The organism is Wolbachia endosymbiont (group B) of Cyclophora punctaria (assembly GCF_964028235.1).
In the GTDB taxonomy this organism is placed as follows: domain Bacteria; phylum Pseudomonadota; class Alphaproteobacteria; order Rickettsiales; family Anaplasmataceae; genus Wolbachia.
This window is the reverse complement of sequence record NZ_OZ034749.1, coordinates 65,063-86,051: the sequence shown is the minus strand read 5'-3', so window position 1 is coordinate 86,051 and position 20,989 is coordinate 65,063. Positions and strand designations below refer to the sequence as shown.

The following is a 20,989-nucleotide window of genomic DNA, read 5'->3' as shown; positions in this document are numbered from 1 at the left end:
TATTTTTTCTTACTTCGTAATTCTTTAAGCTATTTTGCAATAGTAGAATTCAAGCTTAAATCAATTATTGCAATATCACAATCTATGCCTTTTGTTAACACATCAGTTAAAAGATCAGGTGGAGAAAGAACTGTTCTTTTATTACCAGCTCTCATTCCCACAACTCCAAGTTCTATAGCAAGTGGTATTTTTTTGTCACCAACCTTAAACTGCACTATTTGATCTTTGATTATATACTCACCATTATGTCTCTTTATGCTATATTGAACTGATATCTCATCGCCACATTTTACTCGTTTTCCAGTTTTGTTAATTAAGTCATTAAAAATCATCAGGTTATTTACTGAATCGGGATATTTATCTTTTACTTCAATCAGTTTGATGTAATAAGAGTTAAAACTCATTTTGTTGTCATCAGCAGCAATAGTAACTACACGCTCTCCGCCTTCTTTCATACCTATTACCCCTAAACTCACTTCTTTTAAGTAATCCTGACCTATTTTCAAATTGACATCAGTCGGAAGTAGCGTTGCTAGGTTGTTGGAGACTTTGTACATTTGTAGCAGAACTTCTTGGCCACAGAAAACTTTACTGCCACTGCCTTCAGTAATTTCATAAAAGTTTATCATCTCTTCTTCTTTTTGCTGTGTTATTTCTTCTAAATATTCTGCTAACCCATGCTTTTCAATATAACGATCAAGAGCTGATTCAAGTATCGGCCTGACCAAATAACTTGCTATCATCTGTGTCAAACCACCATGTGTAGCATTTATTTCGTAAAGCTTTTCCCTTTTCTCTGGTTTATCTTTGTTTATATAAACAATCGTAATTATAAAAGCAGAAGCTAAAGCGAGAATCATTACTACAGAGATAAACATTTGTAATATAATTTTTCTAACCATCTTTTTTTACTTGATTCAATAAATCATATAAGTCATTAGTATTCCCTGAAAGCGTACTTAAATTATCTGAGGCCTGTTTAAAGAGACTATCTATATAATTTTCCATTTCATTTTTGCCAAGCACGGACATTAAATTGTTTGTTTTATCTTGCTCATAATCTTCGATATCATCCTTGGATTGAAAAATAAGCCCTAGATTTATTCCATAGTTATATAATGCTTCCCGCTCCTTGTCTGTAGCGCCTCCTATTATAGCCCCTATTTCACATGAAGCTGCAAATAGTTTTGCAGTTTTCATCAAATGAATTTCTTTTATTTTGCCAAAATCTGCACCTATATCTAAAATCTGCCCTCCCACCATTCCCTTCATTCCTATTGCTTGAGAGAGCACTTTTATGATCTCACAATTTAACAAAGATAATACCTCAAAAGCCAGGGTAAGTAATGCATCTCCGGCCAGTACTGCTGTTGCTTCACCAAATTTTTTGTGGCAGCTTGGCTGGCCTCTGCGGGTGTCACTGTTATCCATACATGGCAGATCATCGTGAATTAGGGAGTAAGCATGAATAAATTCAATTGCTGCTGCTGCTGTTATTGCTTTTTCAACCTTTATGTTGAATATCGACGAAGATGCTATAACTAAAAAAGAACGTATATGTTTTGCAGGAGCAAGAAGCACATAACGCATAGCTGATATAAGTCTATTCTCGCTATTTTCAGGTAAGAGCTTATTCACTTCTACAACAAGCAAATTTTTTGTTGTTTCGTCTAGCATTTTTAAATTTATTAACTATCGAGTGCTAAGAGATAAGAAGTTTTTAATAGTTTATATAATCATAAAAGCTATTGCAAACATCAAAATTTCTTATAACATCAGAGAATAGGTTATTTTTTAGTAAGAAATGAGCGAATTAGCAAAAAGCACTAGGGAAGATATAGAAGAAAAAGTAAAGAAGATTATACTAGAGCACATCAGTAAGGATGTAGAGGGATTTGGTAGTTCTTCAAAGCTTTCAGACCATGGCACAGATAGTTTAGATGCAGTTGAAATAATTATGGCAGCTGAAGAAGAGTTTGGTATAGAGATTCCTGATGAAGATGCGCAAAAAATGGAAACTATGGAACAGATAGTTGAATATATAGTAAACAAAGCAAACAATTGATGTTGAATGAGCAGAAGAGTAGTAGTTACCGGTGTCGGCTTAATTACTCCACTAGCAGCAGATGTTAATAACACCTGGTCAAAGCTGAAAGAAGGTAAATCTGGCATCAAAGCAATCAATACAGATAGGTTCGACTCTTCTGATCTTGCTTGTCAGGTTGCAGGGCAGGTGCCTGTGCAATCCGATAACATTGAGCATTATTTTAATCCACCAGATTATATTTTTGAAAAAGACCTAAAAAGAACAGATCGTTTTATTCACTACGGAATTGCAGCAGCTGTTCAGGCAGTAGAAGATTCACTAATTTTGGAAAATAAAAATATTAATAAAGAGCGAATAGGTGTAGCTATTGGTTCTGGTATAGGTGGTCTTCCATCAATTCAGGAAAATGTAATTACCATGCAGGAGAAGGGGCCTAGACGTGTTAGCCCATTTTTTGTTCCTGCAAGTCTAATAAATTTGATATCTGGTCATATTTCTATTAAATACGAATTTATAGGTCCAAATGACTCAGCGGTAACTGCATGTGCAACAGGTGCGCATGCGATTATAAACTCAGCAAGAGCTATAAAACTCGGTGAAGCTGACATTATGATTGCAGGCGGAGCAGAAAGTGCGTTATGCAGAGTTGGAATTGCAGGTTTTGCATCGATGAAGGCGCTATCAACTAAATTCAATGATAATCCTGAAGAGGCCTCAAGGCCATGGGACGAAGAACGCGATGGATTTGTCATGGGCGAAGGGGCAGGTATATTAGTTCTGGAAGAATATGAACATGCAAAAAAAAGGGAAGCAAAAATATATGCAGAACTCACTGGATATGGGTTAACAGGAGATGCGCACCACATCACAGCACCACATCCAGAAGGAAGAGGCGCACTTAAGGCAATGGAACTTGCTTTAAGGAGTGCACAAGTAAGCCCAAGTCAAATTGGGTATATCAATGCACATGGGACTTCAACAACACTTGGGGATAAAGTTGAAGTAATAGCAATGAAGCAGTTATTCGGTGACTATGCCTATAAAATACCTGTTTCCTCGACTAAATCTTCTATAGGACATTTACTTGGTGCCGCAGGAAGTGTTGAAGCAATATTTAGTATCCTTGCATTAAACAATGGAATTGTTCCACCAACTTTAAACCTACACAAACCTTCAGAAGGGTGTGATTTAAATTTTGTACCACTTAAAGCTCAAGAGCATAAAATTCAATATGCGCTTTCTAATTCATTTGGTTTTGGTGGTACCAACGCGTCTCTCATCTTTGGAAAGGTGTAGTTAATTATGCTATTTTGAATCGACTACGAAAATGTTATTCGAGTAGCTGAAACTAGAATCCAGTTAAATTGGTCAGCATAAAAGTAATGTTGAAATATAACATTTTGATGATGATGAAGAAATGGATCCCAGTTTCAGCTACTCGAATGACAGAAGAAGAAAAAGCAAAATTTTGCCTTTTACCGCTAACCTATTATACTTACTTGATAAGTTCTATCGCTTGATTAAATGCATAAAATATTAGTAAGAAGTAACCATAAGCCCTTGATTGGAAAAATCAAGATTAATGGTTCAAAGAATGCAGTCTTGCCAATAATGGCGTCAAGCTTGTTTAGTAATTCTTCAATAACTTTGCATAACGTACCTGATTTAATTGACGTGCATTTGATGTCTGAGCTGCTTAAGAGTCTTGGTGCAGAAGTAAATTTTATATGCAATAAAGACTATAAAGCAAATCACACTTTGGAAATTGACTGTAGCAATATCAATAACTATTTAATATCACATGAAATTGCAAGCAGACTGCGAGCATCTTTTTTAATGCTAGGTCCAATGCTCAGCAGATTTGGTAGAGTTTCAACAGTATTTCCTGGTGGATGTAATATTGGAAAACGTCCTGTTGACATTCATATTAAGGCACTTGAAGCAATGGGAGCTAAAATTGAAATTGATAGCTGTAATATAACTGCAACAACAAAGGGGAAATTGCAAGGCAAAGAAATAACATTTGAAAAAGTGAGTGTTGGTGCAACAGAAAATATAATAATGGCAGCAACACTTGCAGAGGGAGTAACAATAATAAACAATGCTGCAATCGAGCCGGAAGTTCTTGATTTAATAGAGTTTCTGAAGATTATGGGTGCCAATATTGAAGTTAATAATACAAAAATCACAATAGAAGGTGTTGAAGCATTAAATGGGTGTGAGCATAAAATAATACCAGATCGCATAGAGGCCGGTACTTATGCTTTGGCTGCTGTCATTACCGACGGCGAGCTAAAGTTGGAAGGAATAAGTTTGTCTGATATAGAATGTATTGCAAATGAATTGAAGACTATAGGAGCCAGAGTTGAGTTACATGATGATGGTATTATTATTTCTAGAAAAAATGGCTCTATTAAATCTGCTCACGTTGCAACAAATCCATATCCCAACTTTCCCAGTGATATGCAACCACAACTAATGTCTGCAATGTGCATTGCAGATGGAATATCAATCATTGAAGAGAACATTTTTGAAAGTAGATTTGCACATGCAAATGAGCTAAGAAAATTAGGCGCTAATATCAGCATCGAAAAAAGTAAAGCTACTATAAGTGGAACAAAGAGCCTATCTGGAGCTAATCTGCATGCTAATGACTTAAGGTCAACAGCAGCTTTAATTCTCGCTTCTTTGGTAGCTAAAGGAGAAACTACAATAAATAACTCACATCATTTATGGAGAGGCTATGAAGCGATGGACGAAAAACTCAATTCGTGTGGAGCCGATATTTCCTTGAGGACATGTTATGAATAAGCGAACTACAGTAAAAGAGATAGATGAAATTCTATACGAAGAACATAAGGTGTTAGATCATGGATTTGTTCGAGTAATTGATTATATGGGCTCTGATAGCGCCATAGTTCAAGCTGCTCGCGTTTCTTATGGAAAGGGAACGAAACAGATAAATCAAGATGAGGCGCTTATAAAATATTTGATGAGAAATCATCATACAACTCCATTTGAAATGTGTGAAATTAAGTTTCACGTGAAACTTCCAATTTTTATTGCAAGACAGTGGATAAGACATAGAACTGCAAATGTGAATGAATATTCCGGAAGGTATTCGATACTTGATAATGAATTTTATATACCAGAACAGGTTGCAAAACAATCTGATAATAATAAACAAGGCAGCGGTGAAGCTTTTGACTCAAGTACTTCAAAAGAAATAATAGATTCTCTAATAAATGATTCTAATTTAGTATATTCTCATTATGAGAAATTTATTGAACAGGGCCTTGCAAGGGAAATTGCCCGAACTAATCTAACACTTAATTACTATACTCAGTTTTATTGGAAAATAGATTTACACAACCTTCTTCACTTTTTAAGACTTAGAGCTGATCAGCACGCCCAATATGAAATTAGAGTCTATGCAGAAGTTATGTTGGACATAGTGAAGAAATGGGTCCCGCTGGCCTATAATGCTTTTGTTGAATACTCGCTAAAATCAGCCTGCATTTCAAAAACTGGTCTTGAAATAATTCGCAAGCTAATAAAAGGAGAAAATGTTACGAGAGAAGAAAGTGGCATTGGTAAAAGAGAATGGAATGAGCTGATGTCTATACTTGGTAAATAGCCAAAAAGATCAAGTTATATCGTTCACAGACTTGCAGGTGTAAGCAACAATTTATTCATACCTTTATCAACTGATATATCAATTATTTTTGAATTTATTCTTTCCATTGTTTCGTAAAGCTTTTCGGCTTTCTTTAACATTACTGTTGCATTTCTAAGCATAATATAAACTTGGCAATAATCTGCAAAATTTTCAATATACATATCATATGAATAACGGTTTACAGCAAGTTCCATTACCCTACAAATTTCCTCTAATGTAAAATTGGCAGCTCCTGTATCAGGACAAAAGCCAACCGCTCCTTTATTAGGGTCAAAAAATATGTATTTATCATTCTCTGCTTTATACACCAACATAGAATGCCCCTCATCCTCAATGACATCTTCTTCATTACAAGCATAGCAAAAATAACTAAATTCTAAGTAGCATCCTATCTCCACATCATTTAACGCACATTTGATTTGTTCTTGCTCAGTATAGATCCATAGTTCTGTTGAAGATAAATTATTATTTAATTCCTTATATATTATGTCATCATAATAAAATTGATCTCCTTCTCGCTTTTCAATGCTCTGAACATCAAGAATAGGTAAGAATTGCGATAAAAACTGCATCATTAATAACTTTTTCGTTTGTTCTTTTTTTCCATCAATATAATTCATAAAATCTTGTTCAGATATAATATTATCAGACTCGAGAAATGCAACAAAATCTTGCCTATTCTCTAATTTTACAAAAGTAATAAAGTAACTTAATGAGTGACATAGCCCTTTTTTGGAATCAAAATCTAAAATTTCTTCAAATCTATCTTTTAATTGTACAATTTTAGATATACTATCTGACATAAAAGTATTCAAATTAAATTGAATAGCTTTCTCACTTTCAAATAATTTATTATATTGTTCTTCAGCTGATAAATCCGGTGCTTTGTATACATATCTACCATTTTCTCTACGTATACCTTCTATATCTTTAATTATACCTTGTTCTACATTTTTACTGATAGAAATTTGGTGCTTTCCTTTATTGGCAAATTGATTTAAAAACTCCGCAATTTTCTGTTTTGAGAGTCTTATTTCAACTTGTCCATCTTCTCTATCTTCAGTTTTACAAAACACTTTAACTCTAGGATGTTCCTTATCAGTACAGACTTTTAATACAATAGGTTGAGCAATGCGATTAACATATTTTGGCATATTATTTATTAAGATATTAACTATATATCTTAATAATGGTATAAATTACACTACTTGTCAACTAACATCTTGATAAATTAATAATATTTATTATATAAAAAAGTAAATTACATAGTAGGTGGTGTCATGCAAGTAGCTGACACTGGAATGGCTTTGTTGCATCACTCTTCGGATAATAGGTAACGTGGAATAAATTCATGAAGCTATCTCAAATTTAGCCATGCCTATATCAGTAAATTTGTTAAGCAAATAACACTTGAGTAGCAGTTCTCTCTCACGATTAACCTCAGATTTGTTTCTAAAACTAAACCCAAATGTTTGCTTCAGTCGCGAGAAAAAACTTTCTATATAAGATCTCTTCCCATAATTTATCTCTTTTTTCCACCTCTTCATACCATCTTCATCATATGACTTTATGAGCTTGATTGTAGAATTTCTCTCATCCATATAATCCAACTTTGGATGCTCTATTGCATTATTTTGCGGAGGAATCCTTGTCTTTATGTCAAGCTCATCGCACAGTTTGTATAACTTCTTTCGATTATATGCCCTGTCTGCATATAGTGTGCTTATATTATATTTAACATCAATCCTTGCAATAAGATCACATGCTCCATAGTGGTCAGAATAAACTCCGCCACTGTATTTTGCTGCTATAACTTTTTTGCTACCTATCTCTAGCATTACATGCAGTTTTCTTGTTTGCTCATAGCAGCGATACTTTCTATCTGTACCATTTGCCTTGCTATGACCTGGAATATTATTGTAGATCAGTACTATCTATGGCAATCTCAATATCTTCTGTATTATTTTTATCATGTCTTCGATCATTAATTTTGATGTTAAGTTTTTTAAGCCTTCTTGAGGCCTGGGAATAGCTAATAACTTGCAAGTTTTTCCTTACTTGCTCAAGGTACCCTGCTATAAATCCCGCTGTTTGTCTCAGATCTATTCTAAATAAATAAGTTATTATGTGAACCAGAATCACGACCTTATCGCTATAAATATAGTTGCCACCAGCCATTTTTGGACCTTTTTCGTACCAATTTTCTATGGCATCATTGACGTAATAAAAAATATTTCCCCTCTCTTGGAGAAATTTGTTATATTCATGGCAGTTACTGACTCTCATTTTTTGTGGCATATTTTTCTTTAGTAGGTTAAATGCTTGTCTTATAGTGAATTTTGTCAGTAACTGCCAGTTCTTTTTATTTGACCTATGCAACAAAGCCCACTGGAATCCAGGAATTTTTTGAGCACGAAAGTTTATGCTAAGTTTTTGTTGGTAAAAAAGGCTGGATCCCAGTGTCACGCACTGGGATGACAAGAGGAGAACTACTGGGATGACAAGGGGAGAGCTACTAAATTACATCTTCAATTTCTGTGTGTCAAGCACTGAAGAGGTCTCTCCTATTTTCTCTTGATGAATAAATCTAAGTAGAGTATAGTAAAAATGCATTTATGTAGCAATTAATGAGCAATTTAGTTTTAGTCTATATAACTTTTTCAAACTTGAAAGAGGCTCAGGCTATTTCTGAAGAATTGTTAAACGAGAAGTTAATTGTGTGTGTAAATATATTTCCTGAAGTAAATTCTCTGTATTTATGGGAAGGTAAAATTAATAGTAATTGTGAAGTAGTGGCAATTATGAAAAGTAGGAATGATCAGGCTGATAAGATTGTAGAAAAAATCGAGGCAATGCATTCTTATGGTCAACCAGCCGTTTTGATAATACCCATAGGAAAAGCGAATAAATCTTTTACTAATTGGGTTAATAATGTTATTGATATAAACAATATTGGGGTGTAGCCAAGTGGTAAGGCAGCGGTTTTTGATACCGCCACGCGAAGGTTCGAATCCTTCCACCCCAGCTTTATTGAAGTGTGCGTGAAATGATATCACTTTTTTATAAATTAAGGTTATTTAATTACATACTGGGCAGTTTGAAAGATATAGTTGTCAAGCTATTTTTTTTCACTTTGTATCTTTATACATCGAGCATTATGCTCATGTTTCTCACCAGTGGCTTTTGGTATGCTGTAGAATTTAGCTCTTTCAAAAATGCATTTTACCATTTATATCAATATTTAAAATGGTATTATGAAAATAGAGATGATTTGGGTTATGGAGTTTCTATTAGAATATTAGTAGCGTTTCTTACTCCGCATTTTCTCTACAAATTATTTTCTGGCACAGGCTGGAAGTCTTTTTTCAAGGAGAAGATAGTTCAGATACTCAGCACAAGAAGAAAAATGGGTAATAAACCAAATGGCAGTAGTTATGGTTATAGTAATAAGAACAGTTACGGTAACAATAATCTTCAAGAGGCAGAACGGAAAGTGAATATGATAAAGCAGCTATTAATCCAAGATATAGATGAAGCTATAGAAAAAAGATTAAATGATATTTTTCTTGGTGAGAGGGGTAAACCTCATTAAAAGGGCTTTATCTTTTTTAGAATTGGCTGTATTTTGTTTTTTACGTATAACCGATCGCAATCAGCCAGTATACATGTTTCAACAAAATCTTGACTGAAGTCTGATAGCCAGGAAATTGCTTTACGTTTCTCTACCAAGCTTTCTGTTTTTTTACAGTTACTTGCTGCATCAATCATTGCCTGTGATATCACTGATTGCCACAGTATGCAGTACCTTTGTATATCATCTAAAGTGCTATTTGCTTCGTGATGGTGAAAAAATTCTTTGAAATTGAAGTTATTTGACATTATGTACCTCTTTAAGTTGAAAATTAGAATTTGAAGTAGTGCGAAAGTTGTCTGCTGCAATGAGTAGCCTTTATGACAGTCAGACCGGGTTTTATGTGAGCTATAAATGTTTAAGAAATTATATCTATTCAGATCTATGTGAAACCAGTGCTTCTTTTCTTGTTATCCGAGCTGGGATCCAGGTTGACAAAAGTGCTTTACAACGTTTTGTGTACAAAAGCCAGTGTTGCATGACACTATTTGTTCTTATAGCTTTTTTGTCTATCTTATTTTGTCACTCTGCTGAACAGATAATTTTCGCCAATAAGCTTTCTACTGAATTTTTGTTATTGAGCTCACACAGATCAAAGACAAGTTTTGAGTCAAAAATACCCTTAATATTATAATAAGGGGCTGGTAAAATGTGTCTAGTAAGTTTTCTTCTCTATGCAACTGCACCTCAAGCTAATAATGGACCATCAGGCGTATTACCAATTACATTGATCTGGTTTAATATTTTATTAGTGGGGTAAAAATAATTTTTTATAAACTCCTTATATATAGCTGTTAATTTATGTATATCGTCTATTGATACGCATTCATTTACCTGATGTGCGGTTTTGTTGATCATACCAAATTCAATTACTGGACAAATATCCTTAATAAACGCAGCATCAGATGTGCCACCATTTGTACTCAGCACAGCATCAATGCCGGTAATTTTATTTATCGCATCAAGCATAATATCAGTATTTCTATCAGGAATAGAGAGAAAAACGTTTCTGCTGCTCTGCATAGACAGTTTATAATCGTTAGTCACATTGGTGCATATTGCATCAATCATCTTATATAAAACGTCTGGTGTTTGTGTATTGTTATATCGAACATTAAAACCTGCTGCTATTGAACTAGGTATTAGATTATTAGTATTATTTCCAACGTCGATAGTAGTAATTTCGCAATGTGAAGGCTGAAAGTATTTATTACCAGTATCAAAAGTGGTATCTTTTATCTTACTTAGTATCGATACCATTTTATATATTGGATTATCTGCTAGATCTGGGTAGGCAACGTGCCCTTGTTTACCATGGCAAATCAATTTAAATGTTGCAGAACCTCTTCTACCTATTTTTATGGTATCACCTAATTTCTCACTACTAGTTGGTTCGCCAACTACACAAAAATCTATCTTTTTTTGCTTGCTTTTCATCCATTCCAAAACGGCCTTTGTTCCATGTTCTTCCGTGCTTTCTTCAGCGCTGGTAATCAATGCACTGATTGAACCGCTGAATCGAAACTTACCTGCAACTGAATCTACGATAGCAGCAATAAATGCAGCTACTCCGCCTTTCATATCAGATGCTCCTCTTCCATATAGCATTCCATCTCTAACTTCTGGCTTAAATGGATCAGATATCCAATCTTTTAACTCACCTGGTGGTACAACATCAACATGTCCAGCAAAACACAAGTTTGGTACTCCATTTATATATTTCGCATAAAGATTTTTAACTTTATCACCAAACTCTAAAATCTCACATTCAAAACCACTTTTCTTGAGAATGGCTGCTATATGCTCTATTGCCCCATCGTCTTTTGGTGTTATACTTCTAAAAGAAATTAATTTCTTAGTTAGTTCTACAGGGTCAATCTTCATATCAATCTTGAAATACTAACATTACCGTATTGTAAACATTCTATGCGATATTTAAAACAAATATTACAGCACACAGAACAAGTTCTTATTAGGGAAGTAAAAGTACTTGCTGATAATATCTATGAAATATGTAGACAATACGGAAATGACATTTTTCTGATTGCAGATGAAAATACAGCAAAACTTTTAAACAAAAACATACTTAATAAAGTTTCTCATTTAATTATTCCAGCCACACCTGTCATTCCAGCGCGTGACTATGATGGATCGCAGTGTCACGCTACTTGGATGACACCAAATGGACTGAACAGTGCTGCTTCTCTCCAAGCTGTAAACCTAGTTAGAAATAAAGCAAAAGATAGTGACTTAATGGTTGCATTTGGCAGTGGCACTGTTAATGATATCTGTAAGTACGCAAGCTATTTAGAAGGCAAAGACTACATATCCTTTCCAACAGCTGCTTCCATGAATGGATATAGCTCTGCAAACGCTTCAATATTAGTTGATGGATATAAAAAATCGTTCGGAGCACATCTTCCAAAGGCAATATACATTGATACCGATATAATTGCCAACGCACCACCACGCCTCACATTAAGTGGATTTGCAGATTTCATCTGCCGTTCAACAGTACAAGCCGATTGGCTATTATCTCATCTATTACTTGGCACAGAATATAATGAATTACCCTTTAAACTTGTTCGCAATCTGGAGGAAATTTTGCTCAGAGAACACTTGGCACTTGCTAAAAAAGATAAAAGAGTAGTTTTATTACTTATGGAAGCCTTATTGATTTCAGGACTCGGAATGGTGATGTCAAAAGGCAGCTACTCTGCAAGTCAAGGAGAACATATGATAGCTCATGCAATTGAGATGGTAACACAGGATTATTCCTCCTCGTTACATGGGGAAAAAATTGCTGTGACAACGATTACCATGGCTAACTTGCAAGAGGAGATATTGTCAATACAAAACCCGATTACCAAACCGATCACTTTAGATGTAAAACATATAACTCAGTGCTTTGGTAATACCGAATTTATAAAAATTCTAAAGCAGAAGCAAATGATGCAGCAAAAAATTCAAGAGATTATTTGCAAAGAATGGAGTAATATTTCTAGTTTAATTAAGCAAAATTTACTATCTGCAAAACACCTGCAGAAAGTATTTGAAGATCTATCAATTCCGTACTTACCGGAGCATCTTAATTGGAACAAAGAGCAATACTGCAAGGTAGTCAATCTTACATTTGCAACAAGAGATAGATTCACCTTTCTTGACCTGGCTGGTTGTATAGAAAAAAGTTAGATTTTGTGTATTCGTTCGGTAGGGTAGCAAAATAAGATAGACAAAAATACAGTAACAAATGGTGTCATGCAAGTAGCTATCCAGCCTTTCTTAACAACAAAAACTTAGCATGACTTTTGTGCTCAAAAACTTCTGGATTCCAGCATCAAGTGCTGGAATGACATGGTGAAATATTATTCAAGTAGCCTCTGTCCCAGTGCCTATTCGGTGTCATTCAAGTCAACTCTTTTCTTGTCATCCCAGTGCCTAGACACTGGGATCCAGAAAACTTCACTTTAAATGAGTGCATTAGATTGTCTTTATATAGATGCCAGTGTCAGCTACTCGGATGAAATTCATTTAGTTGTCTTTTCTCATCTACCTTACCACTTTCTTGAACGGATACCATTAGCCATTCCCCTGAATAGATACAACAAATGTTGTATCTTTATCACTTCACATACATTATTCCATATACTATATGAACAACTGAAAAAAAACTTCAGTTAATTGACAATGAATCACGTTATTTTGTCAAGTGCGCTGCTATCGCCAAACCATAACTTAGCTTGAGTGGCTGAGGAGGGATTTGAACCCCCGACCAAGAGATTATGATCCTCCTGCTCTACCACTGAGCTACTCAGCCTAATTAAAAACCTTGCTATATATGTAATCTATATGTTTCATATAATACTTCAAATCAAACAAAGACTCAAGTTTTTCAGAGTCAATAATTCCGTGCAAGGATTTATCTTGTTTCAATTCGAACAGAAAATCACTGTTATCTTGCTTTACTTTCATTGCATTATTCTGAACAATTTTATATGCCTCTTCCCTAGTTAAACCACTACTTACCAACTCAAGCAATACACGTTGTGAGAAAATTAAACCCTTTGAAGAGTTTAAGTTCTTTTCAATGTTTTCCTTATCGATCGCCAATTTATCTATCAAATCTGTTAATCGCACTAAAGCAAAATCCATTGTTATACAAGCATCAGGGGCAATGCACCTTTCCACAGACGAGTGCGATATATCTCGTTCGTGCCATAATGCAACATTTTCTAATGCAGGAAAAACATAGCTGCGTACTAAGCGTGAGAGCCCAGTCAAATTCTCACTTAAAATAGGATTACACTTATGCGGCATAGCAGAACTTCCCTTCTGCCCAGTGGAAAAATATTCAGAGATTTCGCCGACTTCAGTTTTTTGCAAATGACGAATCTCAATTGCAATATTTTCTATTGAGCTTGCAATTACTCCCAAAATTGAAAAGAACATGGCATGTCTATCACGAGGGATGACTTGAGACGATATGGTTTCAGGTATGAGTCCCATTTCTTTCGCTACATACTCTTCAACAAATGGATTAATATTTGCAAAATTACCTACTGCACCTGATATTTTACAAATTGAGATCTCTTTTTGCGCGCTAATTAATCTCTGATAATTGCGTTTAAATTCAGCATAAAATCTAGCAAATTTTAATCCAAGAGTTATTGGTTCTGCATGCATTCCATGACTGCGCCCAACACAAACAATATCTTTATAGTCCTCAGCTTTTTTTTTCAATACTATAAGTAAATTTTTTAGATTCTTGAGTAAAATATCACATGACTCTTTCAACTGCACTGCAAGGCATGTATCTAAAACATCAGAACTTGTCATTCCGTAATGGAGATAACGAACATCAACTCCCGCTTTTTCAGAAATATATGTCAAAAAAGCTATAACATCATGTTTTACAATGGATTCAATTTCGTTAATACGCTCAATATCAAATTCAATAGCACCAGAGAGCTTTTCAGCAACATCATTTGGAATAACTTTTAATTTTGCTTGAGCTTCACATGCTAATTTTTCTATTTTGAGCCATATGTTGAACTTATTTTTTTCTTCCCAAATAGAAGAGATTTCTTTGCGGCTATAGCGTGGGATCATTTTTGATTTATTCCAATAATGGTGTCATTCCAGTGCATGACACTGGAATCCAGATATAAAAGTATTTGCAAATTATTCAATGGACAACGGATTCTAGAAGCATAAAATAATGTCCATGATGAAATAAACTGGATCCCAGTGTCACGCACTGGAATGACATGAAAGGAGCACTGGGATGATACCAGCTTAGCAATGGAAGACATTTCTTTACGACTATAACAAGGGATCATCTTTGATCAGCTATCATCACCATCAGTAGTTTCTTTACTCGCATCTTGCTCTGCCTCTTGTTGCTCAGATTTCTGATTTTGCAACTTTGCTTGCCTTAATTCATGTGCATCTTTCTCAGATCTGACAACGTATATAGTAATTGGCACTATCACTTTACTATGTAATTCTATATTCACTTGATACTCGCCCAAATTTTTGATACTTATTCCACCAAAAGATAAACTATGATGACTTATATCATATCCTTCTTGTAATAAAGTTTTTGCAATTTCACGTGTGGTTACAGAGCCAAAAATCTTTCCATCCTCTGAAGCTTGCTTTATTAATATAATAAATTTATCATGCAGTGATGATGCAAGCACTTTTGCTACATTTAATTTTTTGGTATTTTCTTCTTCCAATAATAAACGCTGTTCCTCTAACTTTATTAAATTTTCCTTAGTGGCTTTCATCGCCTTTTTTTGTGGAAAAAGAAAATTACGTGCATAACCTGGCTTAACTTTGACAACTTCACCAATCTTACCTAAAGTTGTTATATTTTCCTTTAAAATTATTAACATAAATTACCTAACTTTTTTAGTACAGTAAGGAGCAAGAGCTAAAAAGCGTGCTCTTATAATTGCTAAGCGCAACTTTCTTTGTTTTCTTGCGCACACACCTGTTAACCTTCTAGGTAATATTCTACCATAGTCAGAGGTGAATTTGGACAATAAATCTATATTCTTATAGTCTATGTCCTCATCTTTAGATGCAGCAAGAGGACAGACCTTAGGACGCCTAAAGCCAGTTCTGTTATTTACAGACACGTAAGAATTATTAAAACTATTTCTTCTTTTCATCATTATGCACTTTTCTCCTCAATTTGTTTATCCATCATGTAAGATTTACCTTTAAAAAACTCATTAACCCGTACAGACAAGTGGCGAATAATATTCTCATTCAGTTTTACTCTACGCTCAAATTCATCCATAATGCTTGAAGTAAAACTTATACACATCATACAGTAATGACCACTTTTCATCTTATTTATTGGGTATGCAAAATCTAATAGACCCCAATATTCATATTTTATCAATCCTGAAGCTTCAATATTTTTCAAAAGCACTTCCAGCGTTTTATTCAATTGATTTGAGTCTACTATTTTAAAACTTTTTAAAACCTCTTGAAGGGGCTTTATTAGATGTTGTGAAATATTTTCCTTAAAAGCATTTACTACATTATAAATAAATGCACTTTTAGTGTTAGCTCCTGGAAGGTCCATAAAATTTTGTTTTATTCCCGTATCACTTAGTTCATTTTTCAATTCTTTATCGATTCTTGACTTTATTTCTTTTAAATTTGAAAAATCTTCTTCCAATTCAACCCATAAAATTTTTGTCAGAGTTTCCAAAAAATCAGAGTAAACAATCAGACTTTTTTTAATGCTTTCAGTACTTGCCTCTAGCTCTTGTTTTGTAACTGTGCTATGTTCTCTTTCTATGAGACCTTTAACCTCCTGAGAAATAACATCTGCTTTAATATTTTTCAACAAAATAGCCAATTCTTGGACCATTTCTTCTACTTCTTGCTGCAATAAGTTCGGTTGTGCTATAAAAGTAAATTCATAGAGATTCACTATATCTTCCTTTAATATCAATTAAACACTTTATTATATAAAACTTTTTTATATAAGCAAGTTATTTGTATTAATTTCTACGCCTTCAATCCAACTTAAGTGAGATATTTCATAAATAGCTTGGGGGGTGATTGAATATGTACCTGGCAACAAGATGCTGACTTTATGTTTTTCGAGAAGAAACTTTAGCATTATTTTGGTTTTGCCTCCATTTTTCAACACTGCATTCAACTCCTCAGCAACTTTTTGCGAGTCTGCACATACAGCAGTTAAAACTAATCCTTTCATTAGAGAAGTAACCTTTTCTGTAAATTCAGATATGTCCTTTCCTGATAGTCTCGTTGTGTTTTCTGAAATTTCAAGATCAATTATCACAAATGCTCCAGGTGAAAATAGATTCCTTTTTTCTTCTATTATTTCATTATTGTAGAATGCTATTTCAGAAACATTGTGGGGATCAGAAAGTGTTAGGATAACAAATCTTCCACGTTCTGAGGTTCTCATACGCACATTTAATATTACACCAGCAGTTTTTATCGTTTTACTCTCTCCGATAAACCCAATATTTAATTTTTTCAAGAGAGTTCTAAACTTTTCAAGTGGATGATTAGTTAAGTAAAATCCCAATGAAAATAACTCATGCTCTAATTTTTCCTCTTCATTAAAATCTTCCACGTTCTCAAGTTTTGGCTTCAGAATATCAAGATTACCAAATAAAGCAGCTTGATTTGACTGCCTATTTTTATTTGCAAAGTAAATCAATGTGTCTATTGACCCGTATAACTGCTTTCTATTTTTGTGCACACTATCGAATGTTCCAGATTTAATTAAACTTTCTAATGCCCTTTTATTTATTACATTCCCCAAATTTTGAATGAATTCCCATATGTCCTTATAAGAACTTGAGCGTGCATTTACTATTCCTTCTGCTATAGCAAAACCAACATTACGCAAAGCAGCAATTCCGTAGCGTATGTGCTCACCCTCTATTGAAAATTCAGCCTTAGATTTGCTGATATCAGGCGAAAGAACAGCAACTCCACTGAATTTTGCAGCATGATAAAACAAATTCAGTTTGTCTCTATCATCAATGTTGAGATTCATCAAGGCCGTAAAAAATTCTAGCGGGTAGTTAGCCTTAAGGTAAGCTGTTTGGTAAGATATAATCGCATATGCTGCAGCGTGGGATTTATTAAATCCATAACCAGCAAATTTTGCAACAAGATCAAAAATATAACTTGCCCTGTCGTAATCAACACCGTTTTTTGTTGCTCCTTGAACAAAAAGTTCACGTTGTTTATCCATCTCTTCCTTAATTTTCTTACCCATGGCACGTCTGAGTAAATCCGCCTCTGCTAAGCTATATCCAGAGAGAATACGCGCTATTTCCATTACCTGTTCTTGGTAGATTATTACTCCGAATGTTTCTTTTAACACCTCCTCAAGCAATGGATGAATGTAATCTGGCTTTTCAAGTCCATGCTTTCTTGCAACATAAGTTGGAATGTTATCCATAGGCCCTGGGCGATAAAGAGAAATTAAAGCGATGATATCTTCAATGCAGTCTGGCTTTAGTTTGATTAAAGCTTCTCTCATTCCCGAACTTTCAAGCTGAAACACTCCGATTGAATCACCTCTTGAGAGCATTTCATAGGTTCTTTGATCAATCAAAGAAACCGAGGAAATATCAAATTTTTTTTCATCACGATTAATTAAACGACATACATGATCTATTAGTGTTAGCGTACCAAGTCCAAGAAAATCAAATTTTATTAACCCAGCTTTCTCTACATATTTCATGCTGTATTGAGTGATTGGCAGAGCCGAATTTGGATCATAATAGACGGGAACAAAATTTTCTAATTTTTGATCGCATATTACAATTCCAGCAGCATGAGTTGAAACGTGACGATATATTCCTTCGAGCTTTAGTGATATATCAAGAAGCTTTGCAATTACCTCATCACTATCTCGTTCTTTCTGTAGGTTTTGATCAAGCTCTATCGCTTGCGATAAAGTTACAGGATTTACTGGATTAAATGGAACCATTTTAGATATTTTATCCACTTGAGAGTAAGGCATTTGCAATACTCTACCAACATCACGCAATACTGCCCTTGCTTGCAATTTTCCAAAAGTGATTATTTGAGCAACATAACCGTACTTTTTCTGAACATAATCAATAACCAGGTCCCTTTTCTCTTGGCAGAAATCGATATCAAAGTCAGGCATCGATACACGATCAGGATTCAAAAATCTTTCAAAGATCAGACCAAATTTTATTGGATCAAGATCTGTAATTTGTAAGCTCCAAGCAACAATCGACCCAGCACCAGAACCTCTTCCCGGTCCAACTGGAATGCCATTTGCTTTGCTCCAACGAATGAAATCAGAAACTATCAAAAAGTAGCCAGCGTAGTTCATCGAAGTTATTACGCTTAGTTCGTAATTCAGCCGATCGTAGTATTGTTTAAGGTCTATGTCCGTTTCATTTGCAATACGCAGCTTCAACCCTGAAACTGCCTGCTCCCTCAGTTCTTCATTCTCAGTTTTATTTTCTCGACAAGGAAATTTAGGCAAGATAGGCTGCCTGCTTCTTGGCATGTAAGAGCACCGCTTAGCTATCACTAAAGTGTTATAAATTGCTTCGGGGATATCGCTAAATAGCTCCTCCATTTCCGCCACAGATTTGAAATAATGTTCAGTGGTTAGCTTCTTTCTGTTATTCTCGAGAGCATAACTGCCCTCCGATATGCACGTTAATATATCATAAGCTTCATAATCAGATCTATTTGAAAAAAACACATCATTCGTTGCAACTAGTGGTATATTGCGCTGATAAGCAAAATCTATTAAAGCTTCTTCAAGCTCTAGCTCTTTATTCAGCCCATGACGCTGCAATTCAACATATAAATGACCATCAAATGCTGAGAGCAGTCTTTTTATCGTTTCTTTATCTTGCTTCAATAACAGTTGAGCCAATATGCCGTCATATCCACCAGTTAAGGCGATTAGGCCTGAACTTAAATTTAATAGCTCATCAAAATCAACGTAGGGAATATCGCTGCTATTTTTACGCTTTTTAAAAGACTCACTCACCAAAGTGACTAAATTAGTGTACCCTTGTTCATTTTTTGCAAGTAGCAGTATTGATAAATTTTGTTCTAAGTGTCGAACGATAATATTACATCCTATTATTAGCTGTATTCCCCTATTAGCTGCATATTCTGCAAATTCAAGTGAGCCAAATAAGTTACCTGAGTCAGTAACTGCAACTGCCGGCATTTTGTTCTGCAAACAAAGACCAATCAGCTCCTCAATTTTAACCGAACTCTCAAGCAGAGAATAAACGCTATGAACACGCAAGTGTATGAACATAAAAAACTTTAGATTAGCAATAAAAGGATAACATTAATTCGCTTGTAAGGATATGAAAAGGTCTAACACTGAAATAACACAAAGAGGCTATTTGAATCTAATTTACTATTCACAATCCCGGTTATTAGCTTATTTGAGTTGATTTTTCATCATAATTATGAAATAATTAAACATATTGTTTAATATTGAAGGTAGAATTATGACAGGAGAATATAAATCACTGAAAAAAGTACTGAGTACGATTGAGGTTAAGGAAGGCTTAGATAAATATAATATAATTAAGAAAATACAAGAAGAACTAAAGGAACAGAATCTATTTCTATATTTGTTGTGGGAGATAGGTAGTTTTGATGTAAATTATGTATTTTCTCTCTCCTTCTGTATTGAGTGTATGTTATTAAAGATAGCTGCTAAGAATGGTTACACAAATATAGTAAATGTTTTACTAGAAAAAGGAGCAGATGTTAATGAGAGATATCATTCGGGTAATACTGTTTTGCATTTAGCTGCTGAGAATGGTCACGAAAAGACAGTAGAGTTTTTACTAGCAAAAGGAGCAAATGTTAATGAGAAAGGTTACCACGATATGACTCCTTTGCATTTCGCTGCTTGTAATGGTCACGAAAAGACAGTAGAGGTTTTAATCAAAGCAGGAGCAGATGTTAACGCAGCAGATCAATATGGAGAGACCCCTTTAGATTATGCTGTAAGTCAAAACGTAGTAACAGTTCTATTAAATGAAGTAGGAGGTTCTTTTGTGAAAGCACGTAATAAGGCAATGATTGCTGGTGGAGTGAATACATTATTAGGCACTGCTATAGCAGTGGCACTTTTTACAACTGGAACAATTGCAGCTCAGTTGATACCTATCGTTATAGCAGTGGTTGCAGTTACAGCAGCAGCACTGGTAGTTGGTTGTGCTACATATGAATTGTTAAAGCCTAGTACTAAAGTTGATGGAGCAGAAAAACCAATTGTCAACTTAACAAATGAACAGCAGGGAGTTACTGTCATTTCTTCATAGTGGAACGCGTTGCGCACATCTGTACAGAGTTGAAGATGTCATGCAATTATCTGACACTGGAATCTATATAAAGGCAATCTAGTTCACTCATTTAAAGTGAAGTTTTCTGGATCCCAGTGTCTAGGCACTGGGATGACACTGAAGGGGTTACTCGAATGACAAGAATAAGGAGTACTGGGATGACAAGAAAGCACTGATTTCATATGCATCTGATAAAAAAGATGATGTCATGCAAGTAGCTGACACTGGCATCCAGTTTTTTTTGTGCAATTCCG

At 34.7% G+C, this 20,989-nt stretch carries 20 protein-coding genes and 2 tRNA genes; 9 read left to right on the top strand and 13 right to left on the bottom strand.

Annotated elements, in window-relative coordinates; translation table 11 throughout:
• Positions 1–29: 29 nt before the first annotated feature.
• Both ABWU33_RS00480 and ABWU33_RS00475 read right to left on the bottom strand, forming a co-directional pair.
• Positions 30–902 carry an FKBP-type peptidyl-prolyl cis-trans isomerase gene (locus tag ABWU33_RS00480; protein WP_250120113.1) on the bottom strand — a complete coding sequence of 291 codons (873 nt, stop codon included), beginning with the start codon at positions 900–902 and terminating at the stop codon, positions 30–32.
• Positions 895–1,677: a polyprenyl synthetase family protein gene (locus tag ABWU33_RS00475; RefSeq protein WP_353280808.1), complete on the bottom strand. Its 783-nt coding sequence runs from the start codon at positions 1,675–1,677 to the stop codon at positions 895–897. The genes ABWU33_RS00480 and ABWU33_RS00475 overlap by 8 nt, the downstream gene beginning before the upstream one ends.
• A gap of 127 nt (positions 1,678–1,804) precedes the next feature.
• Between ABWU33_RS00475 and acpP the strand changes: the two genes are divergently transcribed.
• From acpP to thyX, 4 genes are all read left to right on the top strand, one after another.
• Entirely contained in the window at positions 1,805–2,065 is a 261-nt protein-coding gene (gene acpP / locus ABWU33_RS00470; protein WP_211907517.1) for an acyl carrier protein, read from the top strand.
• A 6-nt stretch (positions 2,066–2,071) separates the two neighbouring features.
• The gene (gene fabF / locus ABWU33_RS00465) at positions 2,072–3,343 is read left to right on the top strand and encodes a beta-ketoacyl-ACP synthase II (RefSeq protein ID WP_211907518.1); all 1,272 of its coding nucleotides are present in this window, start codon (positions 2,072–2,074) and stop codon (positions 3,341–3,343) included.
• A 228-nt stretch (positions 3,344–3,571) separates the two neighbouring features.
• On the top strand, positions 3,572–4,858 hold the full coding sequence (murA, locus tag ABWU33_RS00460) for a UDP-N-acetylglucosamine 1-carboxyvinyltransferase (RefSeq protein ID WP_353280806.1): 1,287 nt from the start codon (positions 3,572–3,574) through the stop codon (positions 4,856–4,858).
• On the top strand, positions 4,851–5,684 hold the full coding sequence (gene thyX, locus ABWU33_RS00455) for an FAD-dependent thymidylate synthase (RefSeq protein ID WP_211907520.1): 834 nt from the start codon (positions 4,851–4,853) through the stop codon (positions 5,682–5,684). Before murA ends, thyX begins: the two co-directional genes overlap by 8 nt.
• 23 nt (positions 5,685–5,707) lie before the next feature.
• Here the strand turns inward: thyX and ABWU33_RS00450 are convergent, their stop codons facing one another.
• The 3 genes from ABWU33_RS00450 to ABWU33_RS00440 form a co-directional block, all read right to left on the bottom strand.
• Entirely contained in the window at positions 5,708–6,880 is a 1,173-nt protein-coding gene (locus ABWU33_RS00450) for a hypothetical protein (protein WP_353280804.1), read from the bottom strand.
• A 195-nt stretch (positions 6,881–7,075) separates the two neighbouring features.
• Positions 7,076–7,564: a transposase gene (locus ABWU33_RS00445; RefSeq protein ID WP_246433088.1), complete on the bottom strand. Its 489-nt coding sequence runs from the start codon at positions 7,562–7,564 to the stop codon at positions 7,076–7,078.
• A 76-nt stretch (positions 7,565–7,640) separates the two neighbouring features.
• On the bottom strand, positions 7,641–8,108 hold the full coding sequence (locus tag ABWU33_RS00440) for a transposase (protein ID WP_353280801.1): 468 nt from the start codon (positions 8,106–8,108) through the stop codon (positions 7,641–7,643).
• Between the two features lie 245 nt (positions 8,109–8,353).
• Here ABWU33_RS00440 and cutA point away from each other — a divergent pair, with 245 nt between their 5' ends.
• From cutA to ABWU33_RS00425, 3 genes are all read left to right on the top strand, one after another.
• Positions 8,354–8,689 (top strand): divalent-cation tolerance protein CutA, encoded by a 336-nt coding sequence (gene cutA, locus ABWU33_RS00435; RefSeq protein WP_211908645.1) that lies wholly within the window; start codon positions 8,354–8,356, stop codon positions 8,687–8,689.
• Positions 8,680–8,751: transfer RNA gene (locus ABWU33_RS00430), tRNA-Gln, on the top strand. The genes cutA and ABWU33_RS00430 overlap by 10 nt, the downstream gene beginning before the upstream one ends.
• Positions 8,752–8,889: 138 nt before the next feature.
• Complete coding sequence (locus ABWU33_RS00425) at positions 8,890–9,318, top strand: hypothetical protein (RefSeq protein ID WP_246433248.1); 429 nt, start codon at positions 8,890–8,892, stop codon at positions 9,316–9,318.
• Here ABWU33_RS00425 and ABWU33_RS00420 read toward each other — a convergent pair.
• Together ABWU33_RS00420 and dapE are read right to left on the bottom strand one after the other, a co-directional pair.
• Positions 9,315–9,605 (bottom strand): hypothetical protein, encoded by a 291-nt coding sequence (locus tag ABWU33_RS00420; protein ID WP_211908641.1) that lies wholly within the window; start codon positions 9,603–9,605, stop codon positions 9,315–9,317. The two genes, ABWU33_RS00425 and ABWU33_RS00420, sit on opposite strands and share 4 nt — an antisense overlap.
• Positions 9,606–10,044: 439 nt before the next feature.
• Positions 10,045–11,241 (bottom strand): succinyl-diaminopimelate desuccinylase, encoded by a 1,197-nt coding sequence (gene dapE, locus ABWU33_RS00415; protein WP_264337702.1) that lies wholly within the window; start codon positions 11,239–11,241, stop codon positions 10,045–10,047.
• A 42-nt stretch (positions 11,242–11,283) separates the two neighbouring features.
• Between dapE and ABWU33_RS00410 the strand changes: the two genes are divergently transcribed.
• Positions 11,284–12,549: an iron-containing alcohol dehydrogenase gene (locus ABWU33_RS00410; protein WP_264337701.1), complete on the top strand. Its 1,266-nt coding sequence runs from the start codon at positions 11,284–11,286 to the stop codon at positions 12,547–12,549.
• Positions 12,550–13,102: 553 nt separating this feature from the next.
• Here the strand turns inward: ABWU33_RS00410 and ABWU33_RS00400 are convergent.
• The 6 genes from ABWU33_RS00400 to dnaE form a co-directional block, all read right to left on the bottom strand.
• Positions 13,103–13,174, bottom strand: a tRNA-Met gene (locus ABWU33_RS00400).
• Positions 13,174–14,466: an adenylosuccinate lyase gene (gene purB, locus ABWU33_RS00395; protein ID WP_250120032.1), complete on the bottom strand. Its 1,293-nt coding sequence runs from the start codon at positions 14,464–14,466 to the stop codon at positions 13,174–13,176. Before purB ends, ABWU33_RS00400 begins: the two co-directional genes overlap by 1 nt.
• 236 nt (positions 14,467–14,702) lie before the next feature.
• A complete protein-coding gene (gene rplI / locus ABWU33_RS00390; RefSeq protein ID WP_211908635.1) occupies positions 14,703–15,257 on the bottom strand; it encodes a 50S ribosomal protein L9 in 555 nt (184 codons plus the stop codon).
• A gap of 3 nt (positions 15,258–15,260) precedes the next feature.
• Positions 15,261–15,539 carry a 30S ribosomal protein S18 gene (gene rpsR / locus ABWU33_RS00385; protein WP_015587948.1) on the bottom strand — a complete coding sequence of 93 codons (279 nt, stop codon included), beginning with the start codon at positions 15,537–15,539 and terminating at the stop codon, positions 15,261–15,263.
• Positions 15,539–16,312: a 30S ribosomal protein S6 gene (rpsF, locus tag ABWU33_RS00380; protein WP_211908633.1), complete on the bottom strand. Its 774-nt coding sequence runs from the start codon at positions 16,310–16,312 to the stop codon at positions 15,539–15,541. The genes rpsR and rpsF overlap by 1 nt, the downstream gene beginning before the upstream one ends.
• A gap of 48 nt (positions 16,313–16,360) precedes the next feature.
• The gene (dnaE, locus tag ABWU33_RS00375) at positions 16,361–19,690 is read right to left on the bottom strand and encodes a DNA polymerase III subunit alpha (protein ID WP_353280797.1); all 3,330 of its coding nucleotides are present in this window, start codon (positions 19,688–19,690) and stop codon (positions 16,361–16,363) included.
• A gap of 199 nt (positions 19,691–19,889) precedes the next feature.
• On the opposite strand from dnaE, the gene ABWU33_RS00370 reads away from it, so the two are divergent.
• Positions 19,890–20,714 (top strand): ankyrin repeat domain-containing protein, encoded by an 825-nt coding sequence (locus ABWU33_RS00370; RefSeq protein WP_353280796.1) that lies wholly within the window; start codon positions 19,890–19,892, stop codon positions 20,712–20,714.
• Positions 20,715–20,989: the final 275 nt, after the last annotated feature.

Excerpts from the sequence above, each read along its gene's own strand:
- ABWU33_RS00480 (WP_250120113.1), bottom strand. The coding sequence starts at position 902 with ATGGTTAGAAAAATTATATTACAAATGTTTATCTCTGTAGTAATGATT.
- ABWU33_RS00475 (WP_353280808.1), bottom strand. The coding sequence starts at position 1,677 with ATGCTAGACGAAACAACAAAAAATTTGCTTGTTGTAGAAGTGAATAAG.
- acpP (WP_211907517.1), top strand. The coding sequence starts at position 1,805 with ATGAGCGAATTAGCAAAAAGCACTAGGGAAGATATAGAAGAAAAAGTA.
- fabF (WP_211907518.1), top strand. The coding sequence starts at position 2,072 with ATGAGCAGAAGAGTAGTAGTTACCGGTGTCGGCTTAATTACTCCACTA.
- murA (WP_353280806.1), top strand. The coding sequence starts at position 3,572 with ATGCATAAAATATTAGTAAGAAGTAACCATAAGCCCTTGATTGGAAAA.
- thyX (WP_211907520.1), top strand. The coding sequence starts at position 4,851 with ATGAATAAGCGAACTACAGTAAAAGAGATAGATGAAATTCTATACGAA.
- ABWU33_RS00450 (WP_353280804.1), bottom strand. The coding sequence starts at position 6,880 with ATGCCAAAATATGTTAATCGCATTGCTCAACCTATTGTATTAAAAGTC.
- ABWU33_RS00445 (WP_246433088.1), bottom strand. The coding sequence starts at position 7,564 with ATGCTAGAGATAGGTAGCAAAAAAGTTATAGCAGCAAAATACAGTGGC.
- cutA (WP_211908645.1), top strand. The coding sequence starts at position 8,354 with ATGAGCAATTTAGTTTTAGTCTATATAACTTTTTCAAACTTGAAAGAG.
- ABWU33_RS00425 (WP_246433248.1), top strand. The coding sequence starts at position 8,890 with ATGTTTCTCACCAGTGGCTTTTGGTATGCTGTAGAATTTAGCTCTTTC.
- ABWU33_RS00420 (WP_211908641.1), bottom strand. The coding sequence starts at position 9,605 with ATGTCAAATAACTTCAATTTCAAAGAATTTTTTCACCATCACGAAGCA.
- dapE (WP_264337702.1), bottom strand. The coding sequence starts at position 11,241 with ATGAAGATTGACCCTGTAGAACTAACTAAGAAATTAATTTCTTTTAGA.
- ABWU33_RS00410 (WP_264337701.1), top strand. The coding sequence starts at position 11,284 with ATGCGATATTTAAAACAAATATTACAGCACACAGAACAAGTTCTTATT.
- purB (WP_250120032.1), bottom strand. The coding sequence starts at position 14,466 with ATGATCCCACGCTATAGCCGCAAAGAAATCTCTTCTATTTGGGAAGAA.
- rplI (WP_211908635.1), bottom strand. The coding sequence starts at position 15,257 with ATGTTAATAATTTTAAAGGAAAATATAACAACTTTAGGTAAGATTGGT.
- rpsR (WP_015587948.1), bottom strand. The coding sequence starts at position 15,539 with ATGATGAAAAGAAGAAATAGTTTTAATAATTCTTACGTGTCTGTAAAT.
- dnaE (WP_353280797.1), bottom strand. The coding sequence starts at position 19,690 with ATGTTCATACACTTGCGTGTTCATAGCGTTTATTCTCTGCTTGAGAGT.
- ABWU33_RS00370 (WP_353280796.1), top strand. The coding sequence starts at position 19,890 with ATGACAGGAGAATATAAATCACTGAAAAAAGTACTGAGTACGATTGAG.